The sequence below is a fragment of the Nonomuraea sp. KM88 genome (genome assembly GCF_052245635.1).
In the GTDB taxonomy this organism is placed as follows: Bacteria; Actinomycetota; Actinomycetes; order Streptosporangiales; family Streptosporangiaceae; genus Nonomuraea.
The window spans coordinates 1,176,146-1,196,076 of record NZ_JBQQCC010000001.1; the positions used below are offsets into that span (position 1 = coordinate 1,176,146).

Consider the following 19,931-nt stretch of genomic DNA (forward strand, 5'->3'; position numbering starts at 1 on the left):
GTCAGGACGCCACCAGCCGCCGATACTTCGGCAGCACCCGCTGGACGGCCGGGGCGAGGTTCCGGTTCGCCTCGCGCAGCGCCTCGCCCGGGTCGGCGTTGGAGGCGTACACCTTCTGCAGCACGATCAGCATGTCGGAGATCGTCTCGTTCACGTACCGGCGCATCACGTCCGCCTGGCGGGCGCGACTCAGCTGATCCTGGGCGACCTGGTACGCGGGCGTCGCGGCGTTGCGCTCCTTGATCTCCGGTGAGTTGAGCGAGCTGGTGGTCACCGGGAGATAGCCGGTGTTGAGACTCCACTCGGGCGCGCCCTTCTCGGCCAGGTACTTGACCAGCTCCCAGGTCGCCTGCTTGCGCGCCTTGGTCGCGTTGCGCATGATCGCCAGCCCGCTGCCTCCGGTCGGCACGCCGGGCGCGTCCTGCTCGGGCAGGAAGGCCGCGCCGAACTCGAACGTGGCCGCTTTGAGCAGCGAGGTCAGCGCGCCGGTGGAGTTGCAGATGGTCGCCGTCACGCCGGCCGCGAAGTCGCCGTTGATGTCGTCGGCCAGGTAGGCCATCTGGTCGTCGTGGATGAACGCCCGGTCGAACTCCAGGGCGGCGACGGTCTGCTCGGAGTCCAGCCTCGACGCCATGCCCTCGGAGTAGCTGCCGTCGAAGGCCCAGCTCGACCCCTGGAAGTACCAGTCGTCCTTGCCGGTGTAGCCGCGCATCTTGATCGGGGAACCGTGGTACTTGAAGCCTTTGAGCTCGCGTCCCCACTCCCGCAGCTCGGTGAACGTCCTCGGCCCGCGGTCGGGCAGCCCGGCGCCGGCGAAGATATCTTTGTTGTAGTAGAAGAGGGGCGTCGAGCGAGCCCAGGGCAGCCAGTAGACCTGGTCCCGGATGGTGCCCTCGGCCAGGAACCTCGGATGGAACGCGTCCGCGCCGAAGCCGGCGTCGAAGTAGCCGCTCAGCGGTTCCAGCGTCTCGGCGAGGAAGTAGCGGTTCCAGTTCACGTCGCTGAGCGTGACGATGTCGGGAACCTGCCCGACGGCGAAGCTGGCGGCCAGCTTCGAGTCGAGCGCGGGGTATCCGGGAAACAGCTGGATCTCGCAGAAGATGTCCTGCTGTGAGGCGTTGAACCCGTCGATGATCGACTGCAGGACCGCGGCGTTGTGCGAGGTGAACGCACTCCACAGCACGACCCGCCGGCGGCGGGCGAACCGTTCCGGCACCTGCCCGCTCACCTGGGCGTAATCGCCTTCCATGCGGCCGACGCAGCCGGTCAGCGCCAGACTGGCCACGGCCGCGGTGGCACCGGTCAGGAGCCGGCGCCGGCTGAAACTCGTCCCGGTCACGCTGGGTCCTCTCTGATCGAACCGGATCGCACGCACATGGTGATCACCGGCGAACCGCGCTGCCGGCCAGACCGGCGACGATGTAGCGCTGCGCCAGCAGGAAGACGATCACCACCGGCAGGACGACGAACAGGGTCCCGGCCATCAGCGCCCCCCAGTCGTTGATGCCGTCGTTCTCCTTGAGGTAGAGCAGCCCGATCGGCAGCGTCCGCATGTTGACCGAGTTGGTCACGATCAGCGGCCAGACGAAGCCGTTCCACTCGTCGATCAGGGCGATCAGCCCGACCGTGATGATCGCCGGCCGGGACATCGGCACGATGATCGAGAAGATCGTGCGCAGGTGGCCGGCGCCGTCCAGCTGCGCTGCCTCCAGCACCTCGTACGGGAGCGACCGGAAGAACTGGTGCAGCAGGAAGGTGCCGAACGCCGACGCCACACCCGGCAGGATCAGGCCGGCATAGGTGTTCAGCAGGTTCATCTGGCCGACGGTGATGTAGTTCACCAGGAGGGTCACGTGCCCCGGAACCATCAGCGCGCCGAGCATGAAGATGAACAGGTAGCGCTTTCCCGGGAACGGCAGGAAGGCGAAGGCGTAGGCGGTGGAGATGGCCAGCACCACCTTGAGCGCCGTCCCGATCGCCGCGACCACGACCGAGTTGACCAGGAACTGGTCGAACGGGGCCAGCGTCCAGGCGTTGACGAAGTTCTCGAGGGTCAGCGATCGCGGGATCAGCCGCAGCGGCCAGCTGTTGATGTCGGCGTTGGTCTTGAACGCCGTGCTGACGAAGAGGTAGAGCGGGATCAGGAAGACCAGGGCCGTGATCACCAGGGAGAGCACGCCCCACCAGCGTGTACGGCGAGAGCCGGACTTTCGCGGGGCGGGCCCGGTCGCCGCAGCGGCCGGCATGACCGTCATCAGTAGTGAACCCTCCGCTCGACGAATCGGAACTGCAACACGGTGATCGCCATCAGCACCACGAACATGATCATGGAAGCCGCGCTGGAGACACCGACGTTGCTGCGGTTGAACGCCTCGTCGTAGATGAACCAGCTCAACGTGGTGGTGGAACGGGCGGGTCCGCCGCCGGTCATCATGGCGATCACGTCGAAGGCCTGGAAGGCCGAGATCGTCTGGGTGATCACCAGGAAGAAGGTGGTGGGGGAGAGCAGCGGGAAGATCATGCGCCGGAACTGCGTCCACCGGCCGGCGCCGTCGATCCGGGCCGCTTCCAGCACCTCCGCCGGGATCTGCTGGATGCCCACCAGGTAGACGATCGCGACGAAGCCGAGCCCCTTCCAGATGGACACGATGATCAACGCCCACAGCGCCCAGTCGTCGTCGGTCGTCCAGGCGGGCGAGCTCGTCCCGAACGCCTCGAACACCAGCCGGCTGAGGCCGTGATTCGGATCGAAGATGAACAGCCAGATGGTCGCGATCGCCGCCCCGGACAGCACGTGCGGGGCGAACGCGAGCGTCTGCACCGCGGTGCTGCCCCGGAGTCGCTGCGCGAACAGCATCGCCAGCGCCAGGCCGAGCACCAGGGTCACGACCACGAGGACGACCACCCACACCAGCGTGCGCAACAGGACCTCGGGGAAGGACCAGCTGCTGAACAGGGCCTGGTAGTTGAGCAGGCCGGCCCACTCGGCCCGCGGCGAGATGAAGTCCCAGGTGGTGAGGCTCAGATAGACGTTCTCGACGATCGGCCAGTAGGAGAACACGGCGATCAACGCCAGGTTGGGCAGTGCGAAGGCGACGAACAGCAGGTACCCGCGCCGGCGGCGGCGGGCCGCGGCGCGCCGCCCCGCGGACGTCGTTCCCCCGGCATCGGCCGGTTGGCGGGGGCTGTCGGAGAGTGCTGATCTCGAATCGAGATCGCTTGCTCCACTGCTCACGGGCTACCACCCATCCGCATCGAGGTCGAACAGGTCGAGACTTTACTGGCGGTCTCGTGCTCAAATCTGTTCATATGGCGGCAAATCTGTGACCATTGCGCGAACGTTTCCACCACATGTGCAAGGGTGTCAGCAAGGATGTCGAGCTCGTTTCACGGCCGTGCCTTCGATCGTCAGCAGCGGATCCTCAGCTATGTCCGGAGCGAAGGCCGCGCGGTCGTCTCCGACATCGCCGACCTGTTCGCGATCTCGCCCGCGACGCTGCGCCGGGACCTGCGGGCGCTTGAGGCGCAGCGGCTGATCGCCCGGTCCTACGGCGTCTTCTACCCCACCGACATCGGCCGTTACGAGACGCCGGTGGAGCACCGGCGCAAGGCCAAGACCGAGGAGCGGCTGGTGATCGCCGAAGCGGCGGTCGCCATGATGGCCGACGTCGGCACGGTGTTCCTCGACGAGGGAGCGCTGCCGGAGGATCTGGTCGGGCCGATGCGCCGGCTGCAGCGGATGACCGTCGTGACCCGATCCGTGACCATCGCCGCCGAACTCTGCAGCCAGACCGACCACGACGTCATCATCGTCGGCGGCCGGCTACGAACGACGACCATGGGCACCGTCGATCGATGGGCGACGGCGATGCTCGCAGAGCTGAATGTCGACCTGGCGTTCATGGGCACCAACGGGCTGTCGATCGACCGTGGGCTGACCACTCCTGACCCGGCCGTGGCGCAGGCCAAGACGGCGGCGATCCAGGCGGCCCGCCAGACCGTGCTGGTGTGCGAGCACACCCGGTTCGGCGTGGCCAGCTTCGCCAAGTTCGCCGACATCGGGCAGCTGGCCTGGGTCATCACCGGCAAGCAGCTGTCCCGAGCCACCGCGCAGCGCTACGGCGCATCCGGCCCCAGGGTGCTGCGCGTCTAGATTCCGAAGTGTGCGATCAACGGCGTGCCGTAGCCGGACAGGCGGGAAGGTCTCCCGCTAGAGCATGCGGGACGTGTACGCGCGGAGCGTGTCGGCCAGGCGTTTGCGGTGCCGGGTGACCTCGTCGGCGGTGACGCCGTTGGCGGTGGCCCAGGCGAAGTCGTCAGTGACCAGGCGCAGGGCGGCGTTCATGGTCGCGGCGGCGAGCCGGACCTCCGGCGTGTCCGGCGCCAGCCCGAGACGGCCGGAGAGGACGTCGGCCAGGGTCGGTTCCGCGCGCTCCTGGAGGACGAGCCATGCGGCGCGCAGGGCGGGCTCGCTGCGGCTCATGCGAACCACCGCGAGCAGGTCGTCGATGTCGGCGCGGGAGTCCTCCGGCACGAAGGTGTAGTTCGCGCGCAGATGGTCGGGCAGATCGCGGTCGGCCGGCCAGGTCCGTAACACCTCGCGGAAGGCGTCAAGCGACTTGGTCAGCAAGGGCTCGACACAGCTTTCCTTGGTGCGGAACAGCCGCCACAGGGTGCGCTCGGAGACGCCGGCCGCCCTGGCGATCTGTGCTCCGGAGGTGCCGGCGACCCCGTGTTCCCGGAAGAGCAGGACCGCCGCCCGGGAGATCTTCAGACCCTGCCGGCGCCGGGCCTCGTCGCTGAGTGGCGGACGCCCCCCGAGGTTGGCCGTGCCGCCGCGCCCAGAACTCACTGCTACCGCCCTCAATGCCTGATGAGTGTGCTGGGAGACTACCCCATCGAGGTTATTGGCAGTTAGTGCCATAAACGTGTTAGGGTCCGTAACGGCTTCCGTCGGCTTAGGAGAGAACCATGACCGTGACCTCTGAACGACCGCACCTGCCGTTCCCCCGCCCGAACGTCCTCGATCTTTCCCCGCTGTACGAGGTGCTACGCCGGGAGGCGCCCATCACCCCGGTCACCACCCCGGCCGGCGATCCCGCCTGGCTGGTGACGCGATACAGCGAGGTCCGGCAACTGCTGAGCGACAAGCGCCTGGGCAGGTCACACCCGGAGCCGGACAAGGCCGCGCGCATCAGCACCGCGGCCATACAGGACGGGCCCACAGGCTCCTACGAGACGGAGGAAGCCGACCACACGCGGATGCGGCGGTTGCTGACGCCGGCGTTCTCGGCCAAGCGGATGCGGATGCTCTCCGGACACGTTCAGCACCTGGTTGACGGCTACGTCGACGACCTCGTCCGGGCGCACGACGCGGCACCGGACGGGGTGGTCGACCTGCATGCCGGCGTGGCGCTCCCGCTGCCGGTGGCGGTGATCTGCCGCCTGCTCGGCGTGCCGGAGAACGACGGGGAACGGTTCCGCTCGTTGTCCGAGCGGATGGCAGGGGTGACAGACCAGCAAGATGCGCAGGCGGCACGCAGGGAGTTCTCCGGCTACATGACCGGCCTGGCGGAAGCCAAGCGGGCGCAGCCGGGGGAAGACGTGATCTCCGACCTGGTCGCGGCGCAGAGCGAGGATGCGGGGTTCACCTACGCGGACATGGTCAGGCTGTGTGTCGGGCTGCTGTTCGCCGGCCATGAAACCACGGTCAACCGCATCGGCCTCGGGACGTTGTTCCTGCTGACCCGTCCCGACGCGTGGAAGAGCCTGGTCGCCGATCCTGCCGGGCGCACCGACGCCTGTGTCGAAGAGATCATGCGGCTGGGAGCTCCAGGCGATCTCGGACTGCTCCGCTACGCTCGCACCGACGTGGAGGCCGCCGGGGTCACCATCCGCCGTGGAGACGCGGTGATCTTGTCGATCAACGCCGCGAACCGCGATCCCGAGGTCTACGCCGAGGCCGAGCGGTTCGCCCCCGGCCGTGAGCAGGGACACCTGGGTTTCGGGCACGGCGCGCATTTCTGCATCGGTGCCAGCCTGGCACGCATCGAACTGCGGATCGTGTTCGCGACCCTGGCCCGACGGCTCCCGGAGTTGCGCCTGGCCGCGGAACTCGACGACCTCGAAGTGCGCCCGACGCTGACGGGAGGCGTGACCTCCTTGCCCGTGACCTGGTGACACCTGCCGGGCGCCGCGGTGTCGTCAGCCGGACCGCACGATCTGCCCGATGACGTCCTGCCGCCGTCCTCGAGGCCACCGGTCAGGTCAGCCCGGCCCCTGGTCAGCCCGGCCGCCGGTCAGCTGGCCGGCGCGGCGCCGCAGGTCGGCGGCGAACTCCTCGGCCTTGCTCAGCTGTGCGCGCAAGGCTTCACAGCGCTCGCGGGTGGCCTGCTCGAAGTGGCCGAGCCGGGCCAGCATCTGCTCGCGCTCGGCCGCCTCCGGGGCCGTCGCGCCACTGATGTCGAGCCGGTCGGTGATGGACAGCAGCTCGCCCATCTCCTCCAGGGTGAAGCCGAGCGGTTTCATCCGGCGGATCACCATCAGCCGGGCGACGTCGGCCTCGGTGTAGAGGCGGAAGCCGCCCTGGCTGCGCGCCGAGGGCCGCACGAGCCCCACCTCGTCGTAGTGCCGGATGGTCCGCAGTGACAGCCCGGTTCGCGCCGCCACCTGCCCGATGTGCATGTGATCTCGGCCACCGTCCGGCGAAGCCGGGACTTCGCCTCCGGTGGCGGAAAGCGCCGGTCCGTCCATCTTCTGCACGACCTCACTGCTCAGCTGGTAGGGCGGTACGGGTAGCCACGCCCGCTCCCCGCCGAATCTCTACCCTAACGTTAGGGTAGAGTCGTCCATGGGCGAGCCAAGTCGGATGTCTCGGCGCAGACCGGGCAGCCCTTCACTCTGGCACATCGCCGGCCCGACGACCTGCATCGGCGCCATCCGAGCACCCCTTCCTCACACGGTAAGGAACATCGACGCGCGCATGTCCTTGATCGCTACCGCCTGCTTCCCGCCGTGACCCGCCTGCGATAGCACCGCCCGCATCCCCCGGCCTGCCGCCCGCCTCTGATTCGGGGCACGCACCGCGAGCGTGCCCCGAATCGAAGGCAGGCGGCCCTCTGCCCGGCCGCTCCCTCACCCGCTGCCACCGTGCCTGGTGGCGTGTCGCCCGCCGGCCCGTGCGGGGCCGATCCATGTTGAAGGACGTCTGTTGCCCAGTTCCCCTGTGCCCGCCCGCCCGTCTGCTTCCCCGGCCGGCCGCCTGCCGCCCGGCCGCCCGGCCTGGCTGACACCCTCGGTGGCCCGTACCGAGATCCTGTCCGGCCTGGTCGTCGCGCTCGCCCTCATCCCCGAGGCGATCTCGTTCTCCATCATCGCCGGGGTGGACCCCAGCGTCGGCCTGTTCGCCTCCTTCACCATGGCGGTCGTCATCGCCGTCGCCGGCGGCCGCCCCGCCATGATCTCGGCCGCCACCGGCGCGATCGCGCTGGTCGTCGCGCCGCTGGCGCGCGAATACGGCCTCGGCCACCTGATCGCCACCGTCATCCTCGGCGGCCTCGTCCAGGTCGCGCTCGGCGCGCTCGGCGTGGCCAAGCTGATGCGGTTCGTGCCGCGCAGCGTCATGGTCGGCTTCGTCAACGCCCTGGCGATCCTGATCTTCATGGCGCAGGTGCCCGAACTGGTCGACGTGCCGTGGACGGTGTATCCGCTGGTGGCCGCCGGGCTGGCGCTGATGGTGTTCTTCCCCCGGCTGACCAGGGCGGTCCCGGCTCCGCTGGTGTCCATCGCCGCGCTGACCGCCATCACCGTCGGTGCCGCGCTGGCCGTGCCGACCGTGGGCGACCGCGGTGCGCTGCCGTCCGCGCTGCCCGTGCCCGGCCTGCCCGACGTGCCCTTCACCCTGGACACCCTGACCCTCCTCGCCCCGTACGCGCTGGCTTTCGCCCTGGTCGGGCTGATGGAGTCGCTGATGACCGCCAAACTGGTCGACGACATCACCGACACCCGCTCCTCCAAGACCCGCGAGTCCATCGGCCAGGGCATCGCCAACATCGTCACCGGCTTCTTCGGCGGCATGGGCGGCTGCGCCATGATCGGCCAGACCATGATCAACGTGAAGAACGGCGCCCGCACCCGGCTGTCCACCTTCACCGCCGGCGTCATGCTCATGGTGCTGTGCATCGTCTTCGGCCCCTGGGTGTCGCAGATCCCGATGGCCGCCCTGGTCGCCGTCATGATCCTGGTCTCGTTCGGCACGTTCGACTGGCACTCCGTCGCCCCCGCCACGCTCAGGCGGCTGCCCGCCGGCGAGATCACCGTCATGGTGATCACGGTCGCCGTCGTGGTCGCCACGCACAACCTGGCCATCGGCGTGGTCGTCGGCTCCCTGACAGGCCTGATCATCTTCGCCCGCCGCGTCGCCCACCTGGCCCAGGTCTCCGCCGTCATCGATCCGGACGGCGGCCAGGTCGTCTACGCCGTCACCGGTGAGCTGTTCTTCGCCTCCAGCAACGACCTGGTCTCCCAGTTCGACTACGCGGAAGACCCCGACGACGTGGTCATCGACCTGACCGACGCCCACATCTGGGATGCCTCCTCCGTGGCCGCCCTGGACGCCGTCGAGTCCAAGTACGCCGCCCGCGGCAAGACCGTGCGGATCATCGGGCTGAACCAGGCCAGCGCCAAGATGCACGCCACCTTGTCCGGCGAACTGTCCGGCAGCCACTGACGCCCACGCCGCTCCCGCACCGGCCCGTCCTGCCACGGAGCCGCGTCGTGCCCTACAACTGGGCGGTGATCTCGCCGGCCAGCTGCCGGGCGGTGCGGCCGGCGCCGATGAGGGTGGCCGAGGCGGGACCGGTCCAGTCGCCGTAGCCGAGCAGGTGCAGGCGCGGTTCGGCCAGGGCTCGGGTGCCGTCGGTGCCGATCAGGCCGCTGGGGCCGCGCAGCCGCAGCGGGGCCAGGTGGGCGAGGGCGGGCCGAAAGCCCGTGCACCACAGGATCGCGTCGAAGGCCGCGGCGCTGCCGTCGGCCCACGCCACCCCGGTGGTGGTGATGCGCGAGAACATCGGCTCGGCCTTGAGCGCACCGCGGTCGCGAGCTTCCCGAACAGGCGCGACGGCGACGATGTCGCCCAGGTCTGCGATGCCGCCGGCGCCTACGGGGTGCTGCCCGGCCAAGGTGGCCCGGTGGCGGCGGGTGGCCAGGTCGAACAGGGCGCGGCCGTCGACCTCGTCGGGCAGCAGCCGGGGCGGGCGCAGCGTCGCCCAGGTGGTCTGGGCGACCTGGGAGAGCTCGGCGAGGATCTGCGCGGCGGAGTTGCCGCCGCCGACGACCAGTACCCTGCGGCCGTGGAAAGGCTCGGGGCCGCGGTAGCCGGCCGTGTGCACCTGCTCTCCGCGGAAGTCGCGCATGCCGGGGTAGTGCGGCACGAAGGGGCGCCACCAGGTGCCCGTGGCGCTGACGACGATGCGGGCGTGCCAGGTGCCGGCTGAGCTCTCGACGGCGAGCCGCGCGCCGGCGCGTCGCACGGTCCGCACCGTGGCGGGGCGGATGATCGGCAGCCGGTAGCGCTGCTCGTAGTCGGTGAGGTAGGCGACGACATGGGCGGCGTCCGGATAGCCTCCGCCGGCCGGGATCGGCATCATGCGGCCGGGCAGAGAGCTGTACTGCGCGGGCGAGAAAAGCCGCAGTGACGGCCAGGCGTGCTGCCAGGCGCCGCCTGGGACCTGCTGGGCGTCCAGGATGACGAAGTCGGCGCCTGCTCGCCGCAGGTGGTAGCCGGCAGCCAGCCCTGCCTGCCCGGCCCCTATGATCACGACATCGGCCGGCCGCGGTGCCGCACTCATACGGTGAGGGGTTCCACGTCCACCGAACCGCAGGCCGAAGCCGTCGCGGCGAGCGGGGCGAACAGCGCTCCAAGCTTGTTCACCACCTCAGGGATGATGCGGTAGTAGACCCAGGTGCCGCGGCGTTGGCCGTCGATCAGCCCGGCGGTGCGCAGGACCTTGAGGTGGTGGGAGATCGTGGGGGCGGTCAGGTCGAAGGCGTCGGTCAGGTCGCAGACGCATGCCTCGCCGCCGGCGTGCGAGCCGATCATCGACAGCAGGCGCAGCCGCACCGGATCGGCGACCGCCTTGAGCAGCGCGGCCAGCTCGGCGGCGTCGTTCTCGGAGAGCGGCTCGCGGGCGATGGGCGCGCAGCACTGGATGGTTACGGGGGCGGCCATGACGCGACTCCTTAATTCGATGTCGGTCTAAATTATAGGCGGTGGTAGGCGAGCAGCGCGAACGCCGCCATCGCGCACGCCGCGGACACCGCGCCCATCACCCACCCGTACCCGGCGGCCTGGGCGAGCGCGACCGCGCCGAGGGGAGCCAGGGCCTTGTCCGAGACGGAGAAGACGGCGATCCGGCCGGCCAGGGAGGCGTAGGCGGCGGTGCCGTAGCGTTCGACCAGCAGGTGCGGCAGGGTGACGGAGGCGATGCCGAAGCCGAGCCCGAACAGCAGCACCGCACCGATCGCGCCCGTCACGGTGTGCCCGATCAGCGGCAGGAGCATCGCGGCGACCCCCTGCAGGGCGAAGATCACGGCGGCGATGAGGGCGGCGGGCAGGCGGGTCCGCAGGCCTGTGATGATCACCCGGCCGGTCACCGACAGCACGCCCAGCAGCCCGGCCAGGGCGGCGGCCAGGACGGGCGAGTGCCCGAGGTGGATGAGATAGGTGATGAGCAGCACGGCCATGACGGCGACTGCGCCGCCGCTGGCGGTGAAGGCGATCACCAGCAGCCAGAACGGCCTGCCACGGGTGGCCTCTTCGACGATCCCCGCCCGCTCCTCGGCCGCGGCGGACGCCTCCGCCCTGCCGGTCACGGTGCGACGGCGCACGACGAACGCGTGCAGCGGGATCGCCGCCACGCCGTAGATCAGGGCGAGGAGGACCAGCGCGGTACGCCAGCCATGGCGGTCGACGAGCAGGCCGGTGAGCGGCAGGAAGATCGAGGAGGCGAACCCGGCGACGACGGTCAGCGCCAGCAGCCCGTTCGCCCGGCCGCGCTCGTCGCCGGCGAAGATCGAGACGATGACGGCGAAGGCGGCCTCGTACAACACCATGGAGCAGGCGACGCCGATGGCGGCGAACGCCGCGTACAGCTGCGGCAGGCTCTCGACCCTGGACCAGGCCAGCACCGCTCCGGTGCCCAGCAACGACCCGGCGGTCATCAGGGCGCGCCCGCCCCGGGCGTCCAGCCACCGGCCGACCAGCGGCGCGCACAGGGCCGCGATCAGGACGGACAGGGTGAGGGCGGCGGCGACCTGGGCGCTGGTGGCGCGCAGGTCGCGGGCCATCGGGGCGAGGAAGACGGAGAAGGCGTAGTAGAGCACGCCGTAGCCGATGGTCTGGGTGACGGCCAGCGCGGCCACCACCGACCTGCCGCGCGACGGAGCGCCGCCCTCGACGGCGGGGACGGCGCTGCCGGCTGTGGCGCTCACGCGCGCTCGCTGGAGCAGGACATGGACCCCCGCTCGCCGGCGGTCGCCGCCCACGCGCCGTTGCCGGTGGGGTATCCGTCGGACATGCTCAGCGTTCCCTCCAGCCGCAGCAGCCGCCGCCGGACTCCGCCGGGGCGGTGGCGCCCACCGTGGCGAGCGGGAGCGGGGCGGACAGCAGCCCGCCGCTGATGCCGGTGGCCAGGCCGACGCGCTGCTCCTGGGCTTCGGCGAGGTTGGAGGAGCACACGCCGGTCTCCGGCAGGTCGAGCTGGACGTCGCGGGCGGCCTCCCAGTCGCCGGCCAGGGCGGCGACCACGGAGCGGACCTGCTCGTACCCGGTGGCCATGAGGAACGTGGGGGCGCGGCCGTAGCTCTTGACGCCGACCGCGTAGTAGCCGAGCTCCGGGTGCGCGAGCGCGTCCGCGCCGTGCGGCGGGACGGTGCCGCAGGAGTGCTGGTTGGGGTCGATCAGCGGTGCCAGCCGCCGGGTGGAGCCGAGGACCGGGTCGAGGTCGAGACGCAGTTCGGAGGCGATGGAGTGGTCGGGGCGGTAGCCGGTCGCGCTGATGATGCGATCCGCCGTCACGCTCTGCTCGTGCCCGGACGGGTCGCGGCTGACCACCTCGACGCCTTCCGCCGTGGCGTTCACGCGATGGGTGAAGAAACCGGTCAGCAGGGTGATGCGGCCGGATTCGACGTGAGCACGCAGCCGCGTGCCCAGTGCCCCGCGGGCCGGGAGCGCGTCGGCGTCGCCGCCGCCATACGTGCGGCTCGCGCTGCCGCCGCGGATCGCCCAGGTGATCGGCGTGTCCGGCAGCTCGGCCAGGGCCAGCAGGGTGGTGGCGGCCGAGTGCCCCGCCCCGACCACCAGCGTGTGCCTGCCCTCGTAGCGGTCACGGTCCGCGCCGAGCACGTCGGGCAGGGCGTGGTCGACGAACACCGCACCCTCGCCATGCGCGGGCAGGCCGCTCGCCCCGAGCACGTTCGGACTGGTGTAGGTGCCGGACGCGTCGACGATCGCCCGCGCCCGCAGCTCTTCGCCGCTCTCCAGGCGGATCAGGAACGGCACCTCCTCGCGACCTGCCGTGCGCACGCGGTCGTAACCGAGGCGGCTGATCGCGGTGACCTTCACGCCGAGGCGCACCCTGTCGCCGAACAGCTCGGCCAAGGGGGCGAGGTAGTCATCGATGAGCTCGGCGCCGGTGGGGAGCCACTCGCCGTCCGGAGCGATCCAGCCGCCGTCCTCCAGCAGGCGGCGGGCGGCGGCGTCGATGTTGTACTTCCACGGGCTGAACACGCGCACATGTCCCCACTGCGCGACCGAGGCGGCGACCTGGTCGCCCGCCTCCAGGATCAGGAAGTCGATGCCGCGCTCGGCCAGATGGGCGGCGGCGGCCAGGCCGACCGGACCGGCGCCGATCACGACGACCGGCAGCGCGCCGGTCTGCTGAGGGGTGGTGAACTGCTCGATCTCGATGGTGGTGGTGCCACAGCAACTGTTGCTCATGACTGCTCTCCATGCAGGGGGCGGGGTTAACGGTACGACAGGCTGTAGGTACGGGCGCGCTCGCCGGCGGCACCGGCGCGGCGGGTGGTGTCGCACGCCTGAGCGGCCCTGGCGTCGAAGATGACGTCCGAGGTGGGCGAGGCGCTCCGGCGCGGGAGGGTGAACAGAGCGCGCATCGCCACCTCCTGAATAGAAGTTCATCTAACCAGTGGCCATCATGCTCCGCTGATTAGAGGATTGTCAAATTAGCCGCGCGTCGAAGCAGATGGTCAGAGGCCGGCCTGCGCGGGGGCGTCCCGCACGTGAGCGGCCAGCGGGCCGACGACGTAGGCGGCGTCCCGGCTGACGCCGCGCAGCGTGTTGGAGGCGAACGAGCGCTGGAACTCCAGCCCCAGATAGACCAGCCCGGGCAGCACCGTGGAGACGCCGCCCTGGTGCACGGGCAGGCCTTCGGGGGTGAGGGCGCCGAGCGGGCGCAGGTAGTCCAGGCTCGGCAGATAGCCGGTGGCCAGCAGGACGACGTCCACCGGTTCGCGCTCGCCGCCCTGCCAGACGACGGCGTCGCCGTCGAAGCCCGTGAACATCTCCCGCCGCTCCAGCCGGCCGGACTCGAGCGCGGCGCGGTAGTCGCCGGTGTCCATCACCAGCGTCTGCCGCACGCTGTGGATCAGCCATTCGGGCGGCAGGTCGTCGAATCCGCTGCTGGTCAGCCAGTGGTGCACGTCGTGGCCGTCGCGCCGCTGGGGCAGGAAGGCCAGCGGCCGGCGCGAGGCGATGCTCACCCGCGCGACCTCGCCCAGCTCGTAGGCCACCTGGACGGCGGAGTTGCCGCCGCCCACCACCACGACGCGCAGCCCGGCCAGGTCTCTCGGGTCGCGGTAGTCGGCCACGTGCAGCACCTGGCCGGTGAAGCCGTCCTGGCCCGGCCAGGCGGGACGAACGGGCCGGGAGAAGGAGCCGCTGGCGGCCACCACGCCGCCGGCCCTCACCTCCTGGCCGTCGGCGGTGCGCACGACGAACGCCCGGCCGTCTCGCTCCACCGCCTGCACCCGCGTGCCGGTGCGGATCTCCACGTCCAGGCCGGCGGCATATCTCTGCAGGTGGTCGGCGACCTCGTCGCGGCGGGGGTAGCGGTCGGGATCGCCGGGGAAGTCCAGGCCGGGCATGGCGCTGAAGCGGGCGGGCGAGAACAGGGTGAGGCTGTTGTAGTAGCCGGGCCAGGAGCCGGCCGGCCGGTCGCCGGCCTCCAGGACAAGCGGGGTGAGGCCGGCGTCGCGGACGGCGTGGGCGGCGGCCAGGCCGGACTGGCCGCCGCCCACGATGGCGACCGGGTCAGGGGATCTGTGCATGACCGGGACGATATATCTCTGTTTTTAGATATGTCAAAGCATAGATATGGTGGTGGAATGACTCGGCAGGAGGTGGTGATGGCCCAGCAGACGGCACCCGGCGCCGAAGCCGCGCCGGACAGCGCTCAGTGCTGCCCGGCCGCCCCGCAGCCGGAGGCGACCGCCGAGATCAGCCCGGCCGTGCATGCCTTCCTCAAGGCCCTGGCCAACCCAGCCCGCCAGCGCATCATGCTGCTGTTCGCCCGCGGCGCCGAACTGTCGGTCAACCAGGTCGCCGAGCTGGCTCACATCGGCCAGCCCCGCGCCTCCGAGCAACTCGCCGAGCTCAAACGCGGCGGCATCCTGACCTCGCGCAAGCAAGGGAAGGTCGTGCTCTATCGCGCGGACAAACAGCGCGTCGTCCAAGCGCTTGCCGACCTGCAGGAATACCTGCGCTACTGCTGCTGACCAGGCCCAGCTGGGGGACGGTCGCCAGAACTCGTCGGCCTGCCCCTCGCTCCACGCCGCCCCGACGGTGTGGCCGCCACGGCCGCGAAGGCCCGGCACCCTGCCGTTCGGCCAGGTCTCCGGCAGGGCCGGCAGCAGGTGCAGTTCACCGGTGTGGCTGTGCAGCAACATCTCGGCGATGCCGGAGGTCGCGCCGAAGTTGCCGTCGATCTGGAACGGGGCGGTGCAGGTCGAACCTGTTGGGCGCGAGCCGGGCCGGCGTGACGAGGGCGCTGACCATGTCGTGAGCTCGCCCGCCCTCCTCCAGCCTGGCCCAGTAGTTGATCTTCCAGGCAGGCGGTCGTGCCGGGAGGAGCCTACGAACCCGCGGCCCGGCAGCTGGTGTGGCGGCCCGCTCCCACCGGATCGTTCGCGGTCGCGGTGGTCACGGCGGGAACGTCCGACGGGCCGGGTGCGTCCGGACATCGGTGTGCCGGTGTGCCTTCGCGGCCGGTCAGGACCGGCTCCATGGCCTGCCCCGGATGGGATCCGCCGTCCGAGGGAGGCGACAGCGTGACGGTGAACGCAGTGTCGGTGTCGCCGAGCGGCAGTCCCTACGTGCGGGTCCATCGCTGGTTGGACGCGCCGGTGCAGGTCCAGATCTGCAGCCTGGTGCCGTTGGCCGTGGCGTTGCCCGCCACGTCCAGGCATTTGCCCGCCCCGACGGCGGTGATGCTTCCGTCGGTGTTGAAGCGCCATTGCTGGTTGCTCTGGCCGTTGCAGTCCCAGATGATGACGCTGGTGCCGTCAGCGGTGGCGGCGTTGTTGACGTCCAGGCACTTGTTGCCGTAGACGCGCAGCTCGCCGGCGGTGGTGGAGGTCCACTGCTGGTTGTTCTGCTGGTGGCAGTCCCAGATCACCACCTGGGTGCCGTTGGCCTGGGAGGCGCCGTTCACGTCGAGGCACCTGCCGGAGCCGACCCCCTGGACGCGGGTGGCGGGCGGGGTGGCGGTGCCGCCGCTGACCCGGTACACGACGGTGCCGTGCGCGGGGACGCTCGCCGAGATGCTCCCTGTTGTCGTGGTGACGGCGTTCGTCCAGGCGTCGCGGAGTGTGAACGGGCCGCCGGTCAGGCCGATGGCGGAGGCGGTGGTGCTGATCGTGGTGGTGCTGCCGCCCTGGTTGAACAGCGCGACCGCGACGTCGCCGTCGCTCAGCCGCTTGGCCAGGATGCGGCGGGTTCCGTCGTTGGTGACCTGGGTGGCCTGGAGGCCGAGCGGGTCCTGGTTGATGGCGATCAGATTCTGGTTCTTCATGATCGTCGCGGTCGCGTCGTCCATGTTCCGGACGTCGTTCCCGGCGATCAGCGGGGCGGCCATGACGGCCCAGAGGGCGAAGTGGCTGCGCATCTCGGTGTCGTTCATGCCGCCCCGGCCGACGACCATCATGTCGGGGTCGTTGAACTGCCCGGGCCGGGCGTTGCCCGCGAGGGGGACGTTGACGTTGACGATGTTCTGGATGCCCATCGGGTAGCCGTTGGTCTGACCGGTGTTCCAGGCGTTGGTGATGTCCTCGGTCGTGCGCCAGATGTTGGCGACGTCGCCCCAGTTCCGCTGTGGGCCGGTCTTGTCGTGGATGCTGTTGGAATTGATGCTGTAGAGGATCGGCCGGCCGGTGGCGGCCAGCGCGTCGCGCATCTTGGCGAAGGTGCGCACCTGGTCGTCGATGGTGCCGGTGGGGGAGCACCAGTCGTACTTGAGGTAGTCGACGCCCCAGGCGGCGAACTGCCGGGCGTCCTGGACCTCGTGCCCGAGGCTGCCGGTCGCGCCCGGGTAGGCGCCGAAGTACTGGGCGCAGGTCTTGTCCAGCGGCGCCTGGTAGAGGCCGAACTTCAGGCCTCTGGCGTGCAGGTGGTCGCCGAGCGCTTTCATGCCGCTGGGGAACCGCGACAGGTTGGCCTGGAGGTTCCCGGCCGAATCGCGGTTGGGGTCGAACCAGCAGTCGTCGACCACGACGTACTCGTATCCCAGGTCGCGCATGCCGGAGCTGACGAGCGCGTCGGCCGTCTGTTTGATCAGCGTTTCGTTGATGTTGCAGCCGAAGGTGTTCCAGGTGTTCCAGCCCATCGGCGGGGTGCGGCCCACGCCGTTGTCCAGCGCCTGTGCCGGAAGAGCCGAGCCGGCCGCCGCGGCGCCCGTCGTCAGGGCCAGCAGCACGGTGACGCTGAAGGCGAGTCGTTTCCTGCTCATCGATGTCTCTCCTCAACGGGTCGGAAATGCCGGCTCAGGGGACAGGGCTGTGGATCCGTCCCCTGAGCCCGCCGGTCAGGCGCAGGTGAGTGCGGGGAGTCGCCGCGCTGCCGGTGGCGGTGAAGCCGAAGGTGGTGCTCGTGCCGGCCGCGAGCGAGCCGTTCCACGACTCGTTGCGGACCGTCATGGAACCCGCCCTGCCAGGTGCTGGTGACGCGGATGGTCGCCGTGCAGGTTCCGAGGGGTCAGGGTGCCCTCGGCGGGCTCGGGCGGGCTCTGCGCTCAGGGGCACGGAATTCCTTTCCACGGATCAGGGGGCGCAAGGGGAAATGTTAACGCTAACATTCTGTCCTGCAGGGACGCATGGGCATCTTCTGGTGACGTGTTGCCGCGGAGTACATCCGACCGGCCGGCTGGTCGTCAACGAGGGTGAACCCCTGCCGATCCCAGACGCTGCCGCCGGAATGCCTCTCGCCTGGAGTTTCGTCTCCACGGAGAACGCGTCGCACCGACCGTGCAGGTGAAAGTTTCACTCGTCGGCGCCCTATAGCTTGTGGCGGATCTGGAGTTACGTTGCTGCCGCCCACGCCGGGGCACCGGCCCTGCCCAGCGGTCCAGCAGGCGTGTCACCGCGGTCGCCGAGCAAAAGGCCCGCGGCTCTTCCGCCGGGCCGATACCGCAGCGTGGTGCCGTCGCCGGCGCGAGGGCTTCGGCGAATCCGTCGGTGCGCGTCCTATCGCGACGTCAGGAGTGGCGCGGTGGCGTTCAACAGCGCGCGGGACAGAAAGGGTGGATGATCTTCATTAAGTTTCTGTCAGGCGAACGGTTGACGAGCCGCGTCAGGGGCCTTTACCTTCCCTCCAGAAAGCGTTGGCGCGAACAACGGTGCCAGGGAGACAGTCGCTCGTCCGCGACGCCCGGTGCCGGACCTGTTGTTCGCGTTCTGCGGGCCCGGCCGAGACATCGTTCGACAGCATCCCCCGTCTGGGAACCGGCGCGGGCCATTCCGGATGGGAGCGCTCCCGATACCGGTGTCGCCCGCGATCACCCGAACCGACGGGCGCCAAGGGGGCGCGGATCAGCGCCGACAAGCCAGAGGAGGAGACATGACGCATGTCCGGAAAGAGCCCGCGAGCAGGGAGCGGATGTGGCCGAGCCGGAGAAGCGTGCTGGCCACGATGGGGGCCCTGCCGGTCCTCACGGCCTTGACATCGGCCGCGACCGCCGCGCCGGCCGCGGCCGCCACGGCGGTCATCGATCCGACGGCGCGGCGGCAGACGATCCGGGGCTTCGGCGGCATGGCTCACGCGGCGTGGATCGGCGACCTGACGGCCGCCCAGCGCGAGACGGCGTTCGGCACAGGCGACGGCCGGCTGGGGTTCAGCGTGCTGAGGATCCCCGTCCCCGAGAACCAGGCGGACTGGAGCCGTGACCTGGCGACGGCCAGGCGCGCGGTCGAGCTAGGGGCGACGGTCATCGCGTCGCCCTGGAATCCCCCCGCCTCCATGGTCGAGACCTTCGTCCGCGGCAGCCAGACGGACGCCAGACGCCTCAGGCACGACATGTACGGCGCCTATGCCCAGCACCTGAACGACTTCGCCGCCCACATGCGGAACAACGGCGTGAACCTGTACGGCATATCCGTGCAGAACGAGCCCGACTACGCGCACGACTGGACGTGGTGGACCCCCACCGAAATGGTGCGGTTCTTACGCGAGAACGCCGGCTCGATCAGCACCAGGGTCATCGCGCCCGAGTCCTTCCAGTACCTGAAGAACATCTCCGATCCGATCCTCAACGACTCCGCGGCGCTCGCCAACGTGGACATCATCGGGGCCCACCTCTACGGCACGCCGTACGCGAACTTCCCCTACCCCCTCTTCCAGCAGAGGGGCGCGGGCAAGGAGCTCTGGATGACCGAGGTCTACCACCCCAACAGCTCCGATTCGGCGGACCTGTGGCCGCAGGCGCTCGACGTGGGGGAGCACATCCACCACGCCATGGTGGACGCCGAGTTCCAGGCGTACATCTGGTGGTACATCCGGCGTAGCTACGGTCCCATGCGGGAGGACGGCCAGATCAGCAAGCGCGGCGCCTGCATGGCGCACTTCGCCAGGTTCGTCCGGCCGGGGTACGCGCGGATCGAGGCGACGGCGAACCCGGCGTCGAACGTCTACGTCTCGGCGTACGCGGGCGGTGACTCCACGGTCGTCATCGTCGCCGTCAACAAGGGCACCTCCGCGACGAGCCAGCAGTTCAGCCTGGCGAACAGCTCCGCGTCCAGCGTCTCGTCCTGGCTGACCGACGCGAGCAGGAACCTCGCCTCCCAGGGCGCGACCGGCGTGTCGAACGGCTCCTTCACCGCCACGCTGCCCGCTCGCAGCGTGACGACCTTCGTGACCGGCGTGACCCAGACCCCCGGCGGCATCGACACCAGCGCCTGGTACGTGCTGGTCAACCGCAACAGCGGCAAGGCCCTCGACGTCTACAACCTGTCCACCGCCGACGGCGGGCGCATCACCCAGTGGTCGCGTAACAACGGCAACCAGCAGCAGTGGCAGTTCGTCGACTCCGGCGGCGGCTACTACCGCGTCAAGTCCCGCCACTCAGGCAAGGTCCTGGACGTCTACGACTTCTCCACCGCCAACGGCGGCGCCATCGTCCAGTGGGCCGACCACAACGGCGCCAACCAGCAGTGGCGGACCGCGGACAGCGGCGGCTACCTCCGCCTCATCAGCAGGCACAGCGGCAAGGCCCTGGAGGTCCAGAACGCCTCCACCGCCGACGGCGCCAGCATCGTCCAGTACGACGACTGGAACGGCGCCAACCAGCAATGGCAACTCGTGCGGGTCGGCTGACAGGCCCTCCCGCCACCCGTGACGGCACACGGACCACCCGGCCTCCAGGAGT

18 protein-coding genes and 1 pseudogene are annotated in these 19,931 nt (G+C 70.1%); 5 read left to right on the forward strand and 14 right to left on the reverse strand.

What is annotated here, in order from left to right:
• Nucleotide 1: 1 nt before the first annotated feature.
• Genes ACTWPV_RS05405 through ACTWPV_RS05415 form a run of 3 tightly spaced genes read right to left on the reverse strand, consistent with a single transcriptional unit; the run spans nt 2 to nt 3,235 of the window.
• Nucleotides 2-1,339 carry an ABC transporter substrate-binding protein gene (locus ACTWPV_RS05405; protein WP_443150831.1) on the reverse strand — a complete coding sequence of 446 codons (1,338 nt, stop codon included), beginning with the start codon at nt 1,337-1,339 and terminating at the stop codon, nt 2-4.
• Between the two features lie 43 nt (nt 1,340-1,382).
• Entirely contained in the window at nt 1,383-2,255 is an 873-nt protein-coding gene (locus tag ACTWPV_RS05410) for a carbohydrate ABC transporter permease (RefSeq protein ID WP_443150832.1), read from the reverse strand.
• A complete protein-coding gene (locus tag ACTWPV_RS05415; RefSeq protein WP_347642411.1) occupies nt 2,255-3,235 on the reverse strand; it encodes a carbohydrate ABC transporter permease in 981 nt (326 codons plus the stop codon). Before ACTWPV_RS05415 ends, ACTWPV_RS05410 begins: the two co-directional genes overlap by 1 nt.
• A 138-nt stretch (nt 3,236-3,373) precedes the next feature.
• Between ACTWPV_RS05415 and ACTWPV_RS05420 the strand changes: the two genes are divergently transcribed.
• The gene (locus ACTWPV_RS05420; protein ID WP_347642412.1) at nt 3,374-4,153 is read left to right on the forward strand and encodes a DeoR/GlpR family DNA-binding transcription regulator; all 780 of its coding nucleotides are present in this window, start codon (nt 3,374-3,376) and stop codon (nt 4,151-4,153) included.
• A 57-nt stretch (nt 4,154-4,210) separates the two neighbouring features.
• Here ACTWPV_RS05420 and ACTWPV_RS05425 read toward each other — a convergent pair whose 3' ends face one another.
• Entirely contained in the window at nt 4,211-4,852 is a 642-nt protein-coding gene (locus tag ACTWPV_RS05425; RefSeq protein ID WP_443150833.1) for a TetR/AcrR family transcriptional regulator, read from the reverse strand.
• Nucleotides 4,853-4,971: 119 nt separating this feature from the next.
• On the opposite strand from ACTWPV_RS05425, the gene ACTWPV_RS05430 reads away from it, so the two are divergent.
• A complete protein-coding gene (locus tag ACTWPV_RS05430; protein WP_347642414.1) occupies nt 4,972-6,180 on the forward strand; it encodes a cytochrome P450 in 1,209 nt (402 codons plus the stop codon).
• Nucleotides 6,181-6,267: 87 nt separating this feature from the next.
• Here the strand turns inward: ACTWPV_RS05430 and ACTWPV_RS05435 are convergent, their stop codons facing one another.
• Nucleotides 6,268-6,684, reverse strand: a complete 417-nt coding sequence (locus ACTWPV_RS05435; RefSeq protein ID WP_443150834.1) for a MerR family transcriptional regulator — start codon at nt 6,682-6,684, stop codon at nt 6,268-6,270.
• Between the two features lie 577 nt (nt 6,685-7,261).
• Here ACTWPV_RS05435 and ACTWPV_RS05440 point away from each other — a divergent pair.
• Nucleotides 7,262-8,728, forward strand: coding sequence for a SulP family inorganic anion transporter (locus tag ACTWPV_RS05440; protein WP_443150896.1), 1,467 nt, complete (start codon nt 7,262-7,264; stop codon nt 8,726-8,728).
• 52 nt (nt 8,729-8,780) lie between these two features.
• Here the strand turns inward: ACTWPV_RS05440 and ACTWPV_RS05445 are convergent, their stop codons facing one another.
• The 6 genes from ACTWPV_RS05445 to ACTWPV_RS05470 form a co-directional block, all read right to left on the reverse strand.
• Nucleotides 8,781-9,848 carry an ArsO family NAD(P)H-dependent flavin-containing monooxygenase gene (locus ACTWPV_RS05445; RefSeq protein ID WP_443150835.1) on the reverse strand — a complete coding sequence of 356 codons (1,068 nt, stop codon included), beginning with the start codon at nt 9,846-9,848 and terminating at the stop codon, nt 8,781-8,783.
• Nucleotides 9,845-10,228, reverse strand: coding sequence for a metalloregulator ArsR/SmtB family transcription factor (locus ACTWPV_RS05450; RefSeq protein ID WP_443150836.1), 384 nt, complete (start codon nt 10,226-10,228; stop codon nt 9,845-9,847). The genes ACTWPV_RS05445 and ACTWPV_RS05450 overlap by 4 nt, the downstream gene beginning before the upstream one ends.
• A 32-nt stretch (nt 10,229-10,260) precedes the next feature.
• Nucleotides 10,261-11,490 (reverse strand): MFS transporter, encoded by a 1,230-nt coding sequence (locus ACTWPV_RS05455; protein ID WP_443150837.1) that lies wholly within the window; start codon nt 11,488-11,490, stop codon nt 10,261-10,263.
• An 88-nt stretch (nt 11,491-11,578) separates the two neighbouring features.
• Complete coding sequence (locus ACTWPV_RS05460; protein WP_443150838.1) at nt 11,579-12,997, reverse strand: FAD-dependent oxidoreductase; 1,419 nt, start codon at nt 12,995-12,997, stop codon at nt 11,579-11,581.
• Nucleotides 12,998-13,023: 26 nt separating this feature from the next.
• The gene (locus tag ACTWPV_RS05465; RefSeq protein WP_443150839.1) at nt 13,024-13,173 is read right to left on the reverse strand and encodes a hypothetical protein; all 150 of its coding nucleotides are present in this window, start codon (nt 13,171-13,173) and stop codon (nt 13,024-13,026) included.
• Between the two features lie 93 nt (nt 13,174-13,266).
• Nucleotides 13,267-14,346, reverse strand: coding sequence for a flavin-containing monooxygenase (locus ACTWPV_RS05470; RefSeq protein WP_347642421.1), 1,080 nt, complete (start codon nt 14,344-14,346; stop codon nt 13,267-13,269).
• A gap of 57 nt (nt 14,347-14,403) precedes the next feature.
• Here ACTWPV_RS05470 and ACTWPV_RS05475 point away from each other — a divergent pair, with 57 nt between their 5' ends.
• Nucleotides 14,404-14,793, forward strand: a complete 390-nt coding sequence (locus ACTWPV_RS05475) for an ArsR/SmtB family transcription factor (RefSeq protein WP_443150840.1) — start codon at nt 14,404-14,406, stop codon at nt 14,791-14,793.
• 39 nt (nt 14,794-14,832) lie between these two features.
• On the opposite strand, the pseudogene ACTWPV_RS05480 reads toward ACTWPV_RS05475, so the two are convergent.
• The 3 genes and pseudogenes from ACTWPV_RS05480 to ACTWPV_RS05490 form a co-directional block, all read right to left on the reverse strand.
• Nucleotides 14,833-15,483 (reverse strand): annotated as a pseudogene (locus ACTWPV_RS05480) (glycoside hydrolase family 95-like protein); the annotation flags it as partial.
• On the reverse strand, nt 15,387-17,021 hold the full coding sequence (locus tag ACTWPV_RS05485; RefSeq protein ID WP_443150841.1) for a glycoside hydrolase family 27 protein: 1,635 nt from the start codon (nt 17,019-17,021) through the stop codon (nt 15,387-15,389). The pseudogene ACTWPV_RS05480 and the gene ACTWPV_RS05485, both read right to left, overlap by 97 nt.
• A 34-nt stretch (nt 17,022-17,055) precedes the next feature.
• Nucleotides 17,056-17,208: a cellulose binding domain-containing protein gene (locus ACTWPV_RS05490; protein ID WP_347642424.1), complete on the reverse strand. Its 153-nt coding sequence runs from the start codon at nt 17,206-17,208 to the stop codon at nt 17,056-17,058.
• A 919-nt stretch (nt 17,209-18,127) separates the two neighbouring features.
• On the opposite strand from ACTWPV_RS05490, the gene ACTWPV_RS05495 reads away from it, so the two are divergent.
• A complete protein-coding gene (locus tag ACTWPV_RS05495; RefSeq protein ID WP_443150842.1) occupies nt 18,128-19,879 on the forward strand; it encodes an RICIN domain-containing protein in 1,752 nt (583 codons plus the stop codon).
• The last annotated feature ends 52 nt before the right edge of the window (nt 19,880-19,931 follow it).

What these genes read in the sequence shown, in the direction of transcription:
- ACTWPV_RS05410 (WP_443150832.1), bottom strand. Translation starts at nt 2,255, where the DNA reads ATGACGGTCATGCCGGCCGCTGCGGCGACCGGGCCCGCCCCGCGAAAG.
- ACTWPV_RS05420 (WP_347642412.1), top strand. Translation starts at nt 3,374, where the DNA reads ATGTCGAGCTCGTTTCACGGCCGTGCCTTCGATCGTCAGCAGCGGATC.
- ACTWPV_RS05430 (WP_347642414.1), top strand. Translation starts at nt 4,972, where the DNA reads ATGACCGTGACCTCTGAACGACCGCACCTGCCGTTCCCCCGCCCGAAC.
- ACTWPV_RS05435 (WP_443150834.1), bottom strand. Translation starts at nt 6,684, where the DNA reads ATGCACATCGGGCAGGTGGCGGCGCGAACCGGGCTGTCACTGCGGACC.
- ACTWPV_RS05445 (WP_443150835.1), bottom strand. Translation starts at nt 9,848, where the DNA reads ATGAGTGCGGCACCGCGGCCGGCCGATGTCGTGATCATAGGGGCCGGG.
- ACTWPV_RS05450 (WP_443150836.1), bottom strand. Translation starts at nt 10,228, where the DNA reads ATGGCCGCCCCCGTAACCATCCAGTGCTGCGCGCCCATCGCCCGCGAG.
- ACTWPV_RS05460 (WP_443150838.1), bottom strand. Translation starts at nt 12,997, where the DNA reads ATGAGCAACAGTTGCTGTGGCACCACCACCATCGAGATCGAGCAGTTC.
- ACTWPV_RS05465 (WP_443150839.1), bottom strand. Translation starts at nt 13,173, where the DNA reads ATGCGCGCTCTGTTCACCCTCCCGCGCCGGAGCGCCTCGCCCACCTCG.
- ACTWPV_RS05470 (WP_347642421.1), bottom strand. Translation starts at nt 14,346, where the DNA reads ATGCACAGATCCCCTGACCCGGTCGCCATCGTGGGCGGCGGCCAGTCC.
- ACTWPV_RS05475 (WP_443150840.1), top strand. Translation starts at nt 14,404, where the DNA reads ATGACTCGGCAGGAGGTGGTGATGGCCCAGCAGACGGCACCCGGCGCC.
- ACTWPV_RS05485 (WP_443150841.1), bottom strand. Translation starts at nt 17,021, where the DNA reads ATGAGCAGGAAACGACTCGCCTTCAGCGTCACCGTGCTGCTGGCCCTG.
- ACTWPV_RS05490 (WP_347642424.1), bottom strand. Translation starts at nt 17,208, where the DNA reads ATGACGGTCCGCAACGAGTCGTGGAACGGCTCGCTCGCGGCCGGCACG.
- ACTWPV_RS05495 (WP_443150842.1), top strand. Translation starts at nt 18,128, where the DNA reads ATGACGCATGTCCGGAAAGAGCCCGCGAGCAGGGAGCGGATGTGGCCG.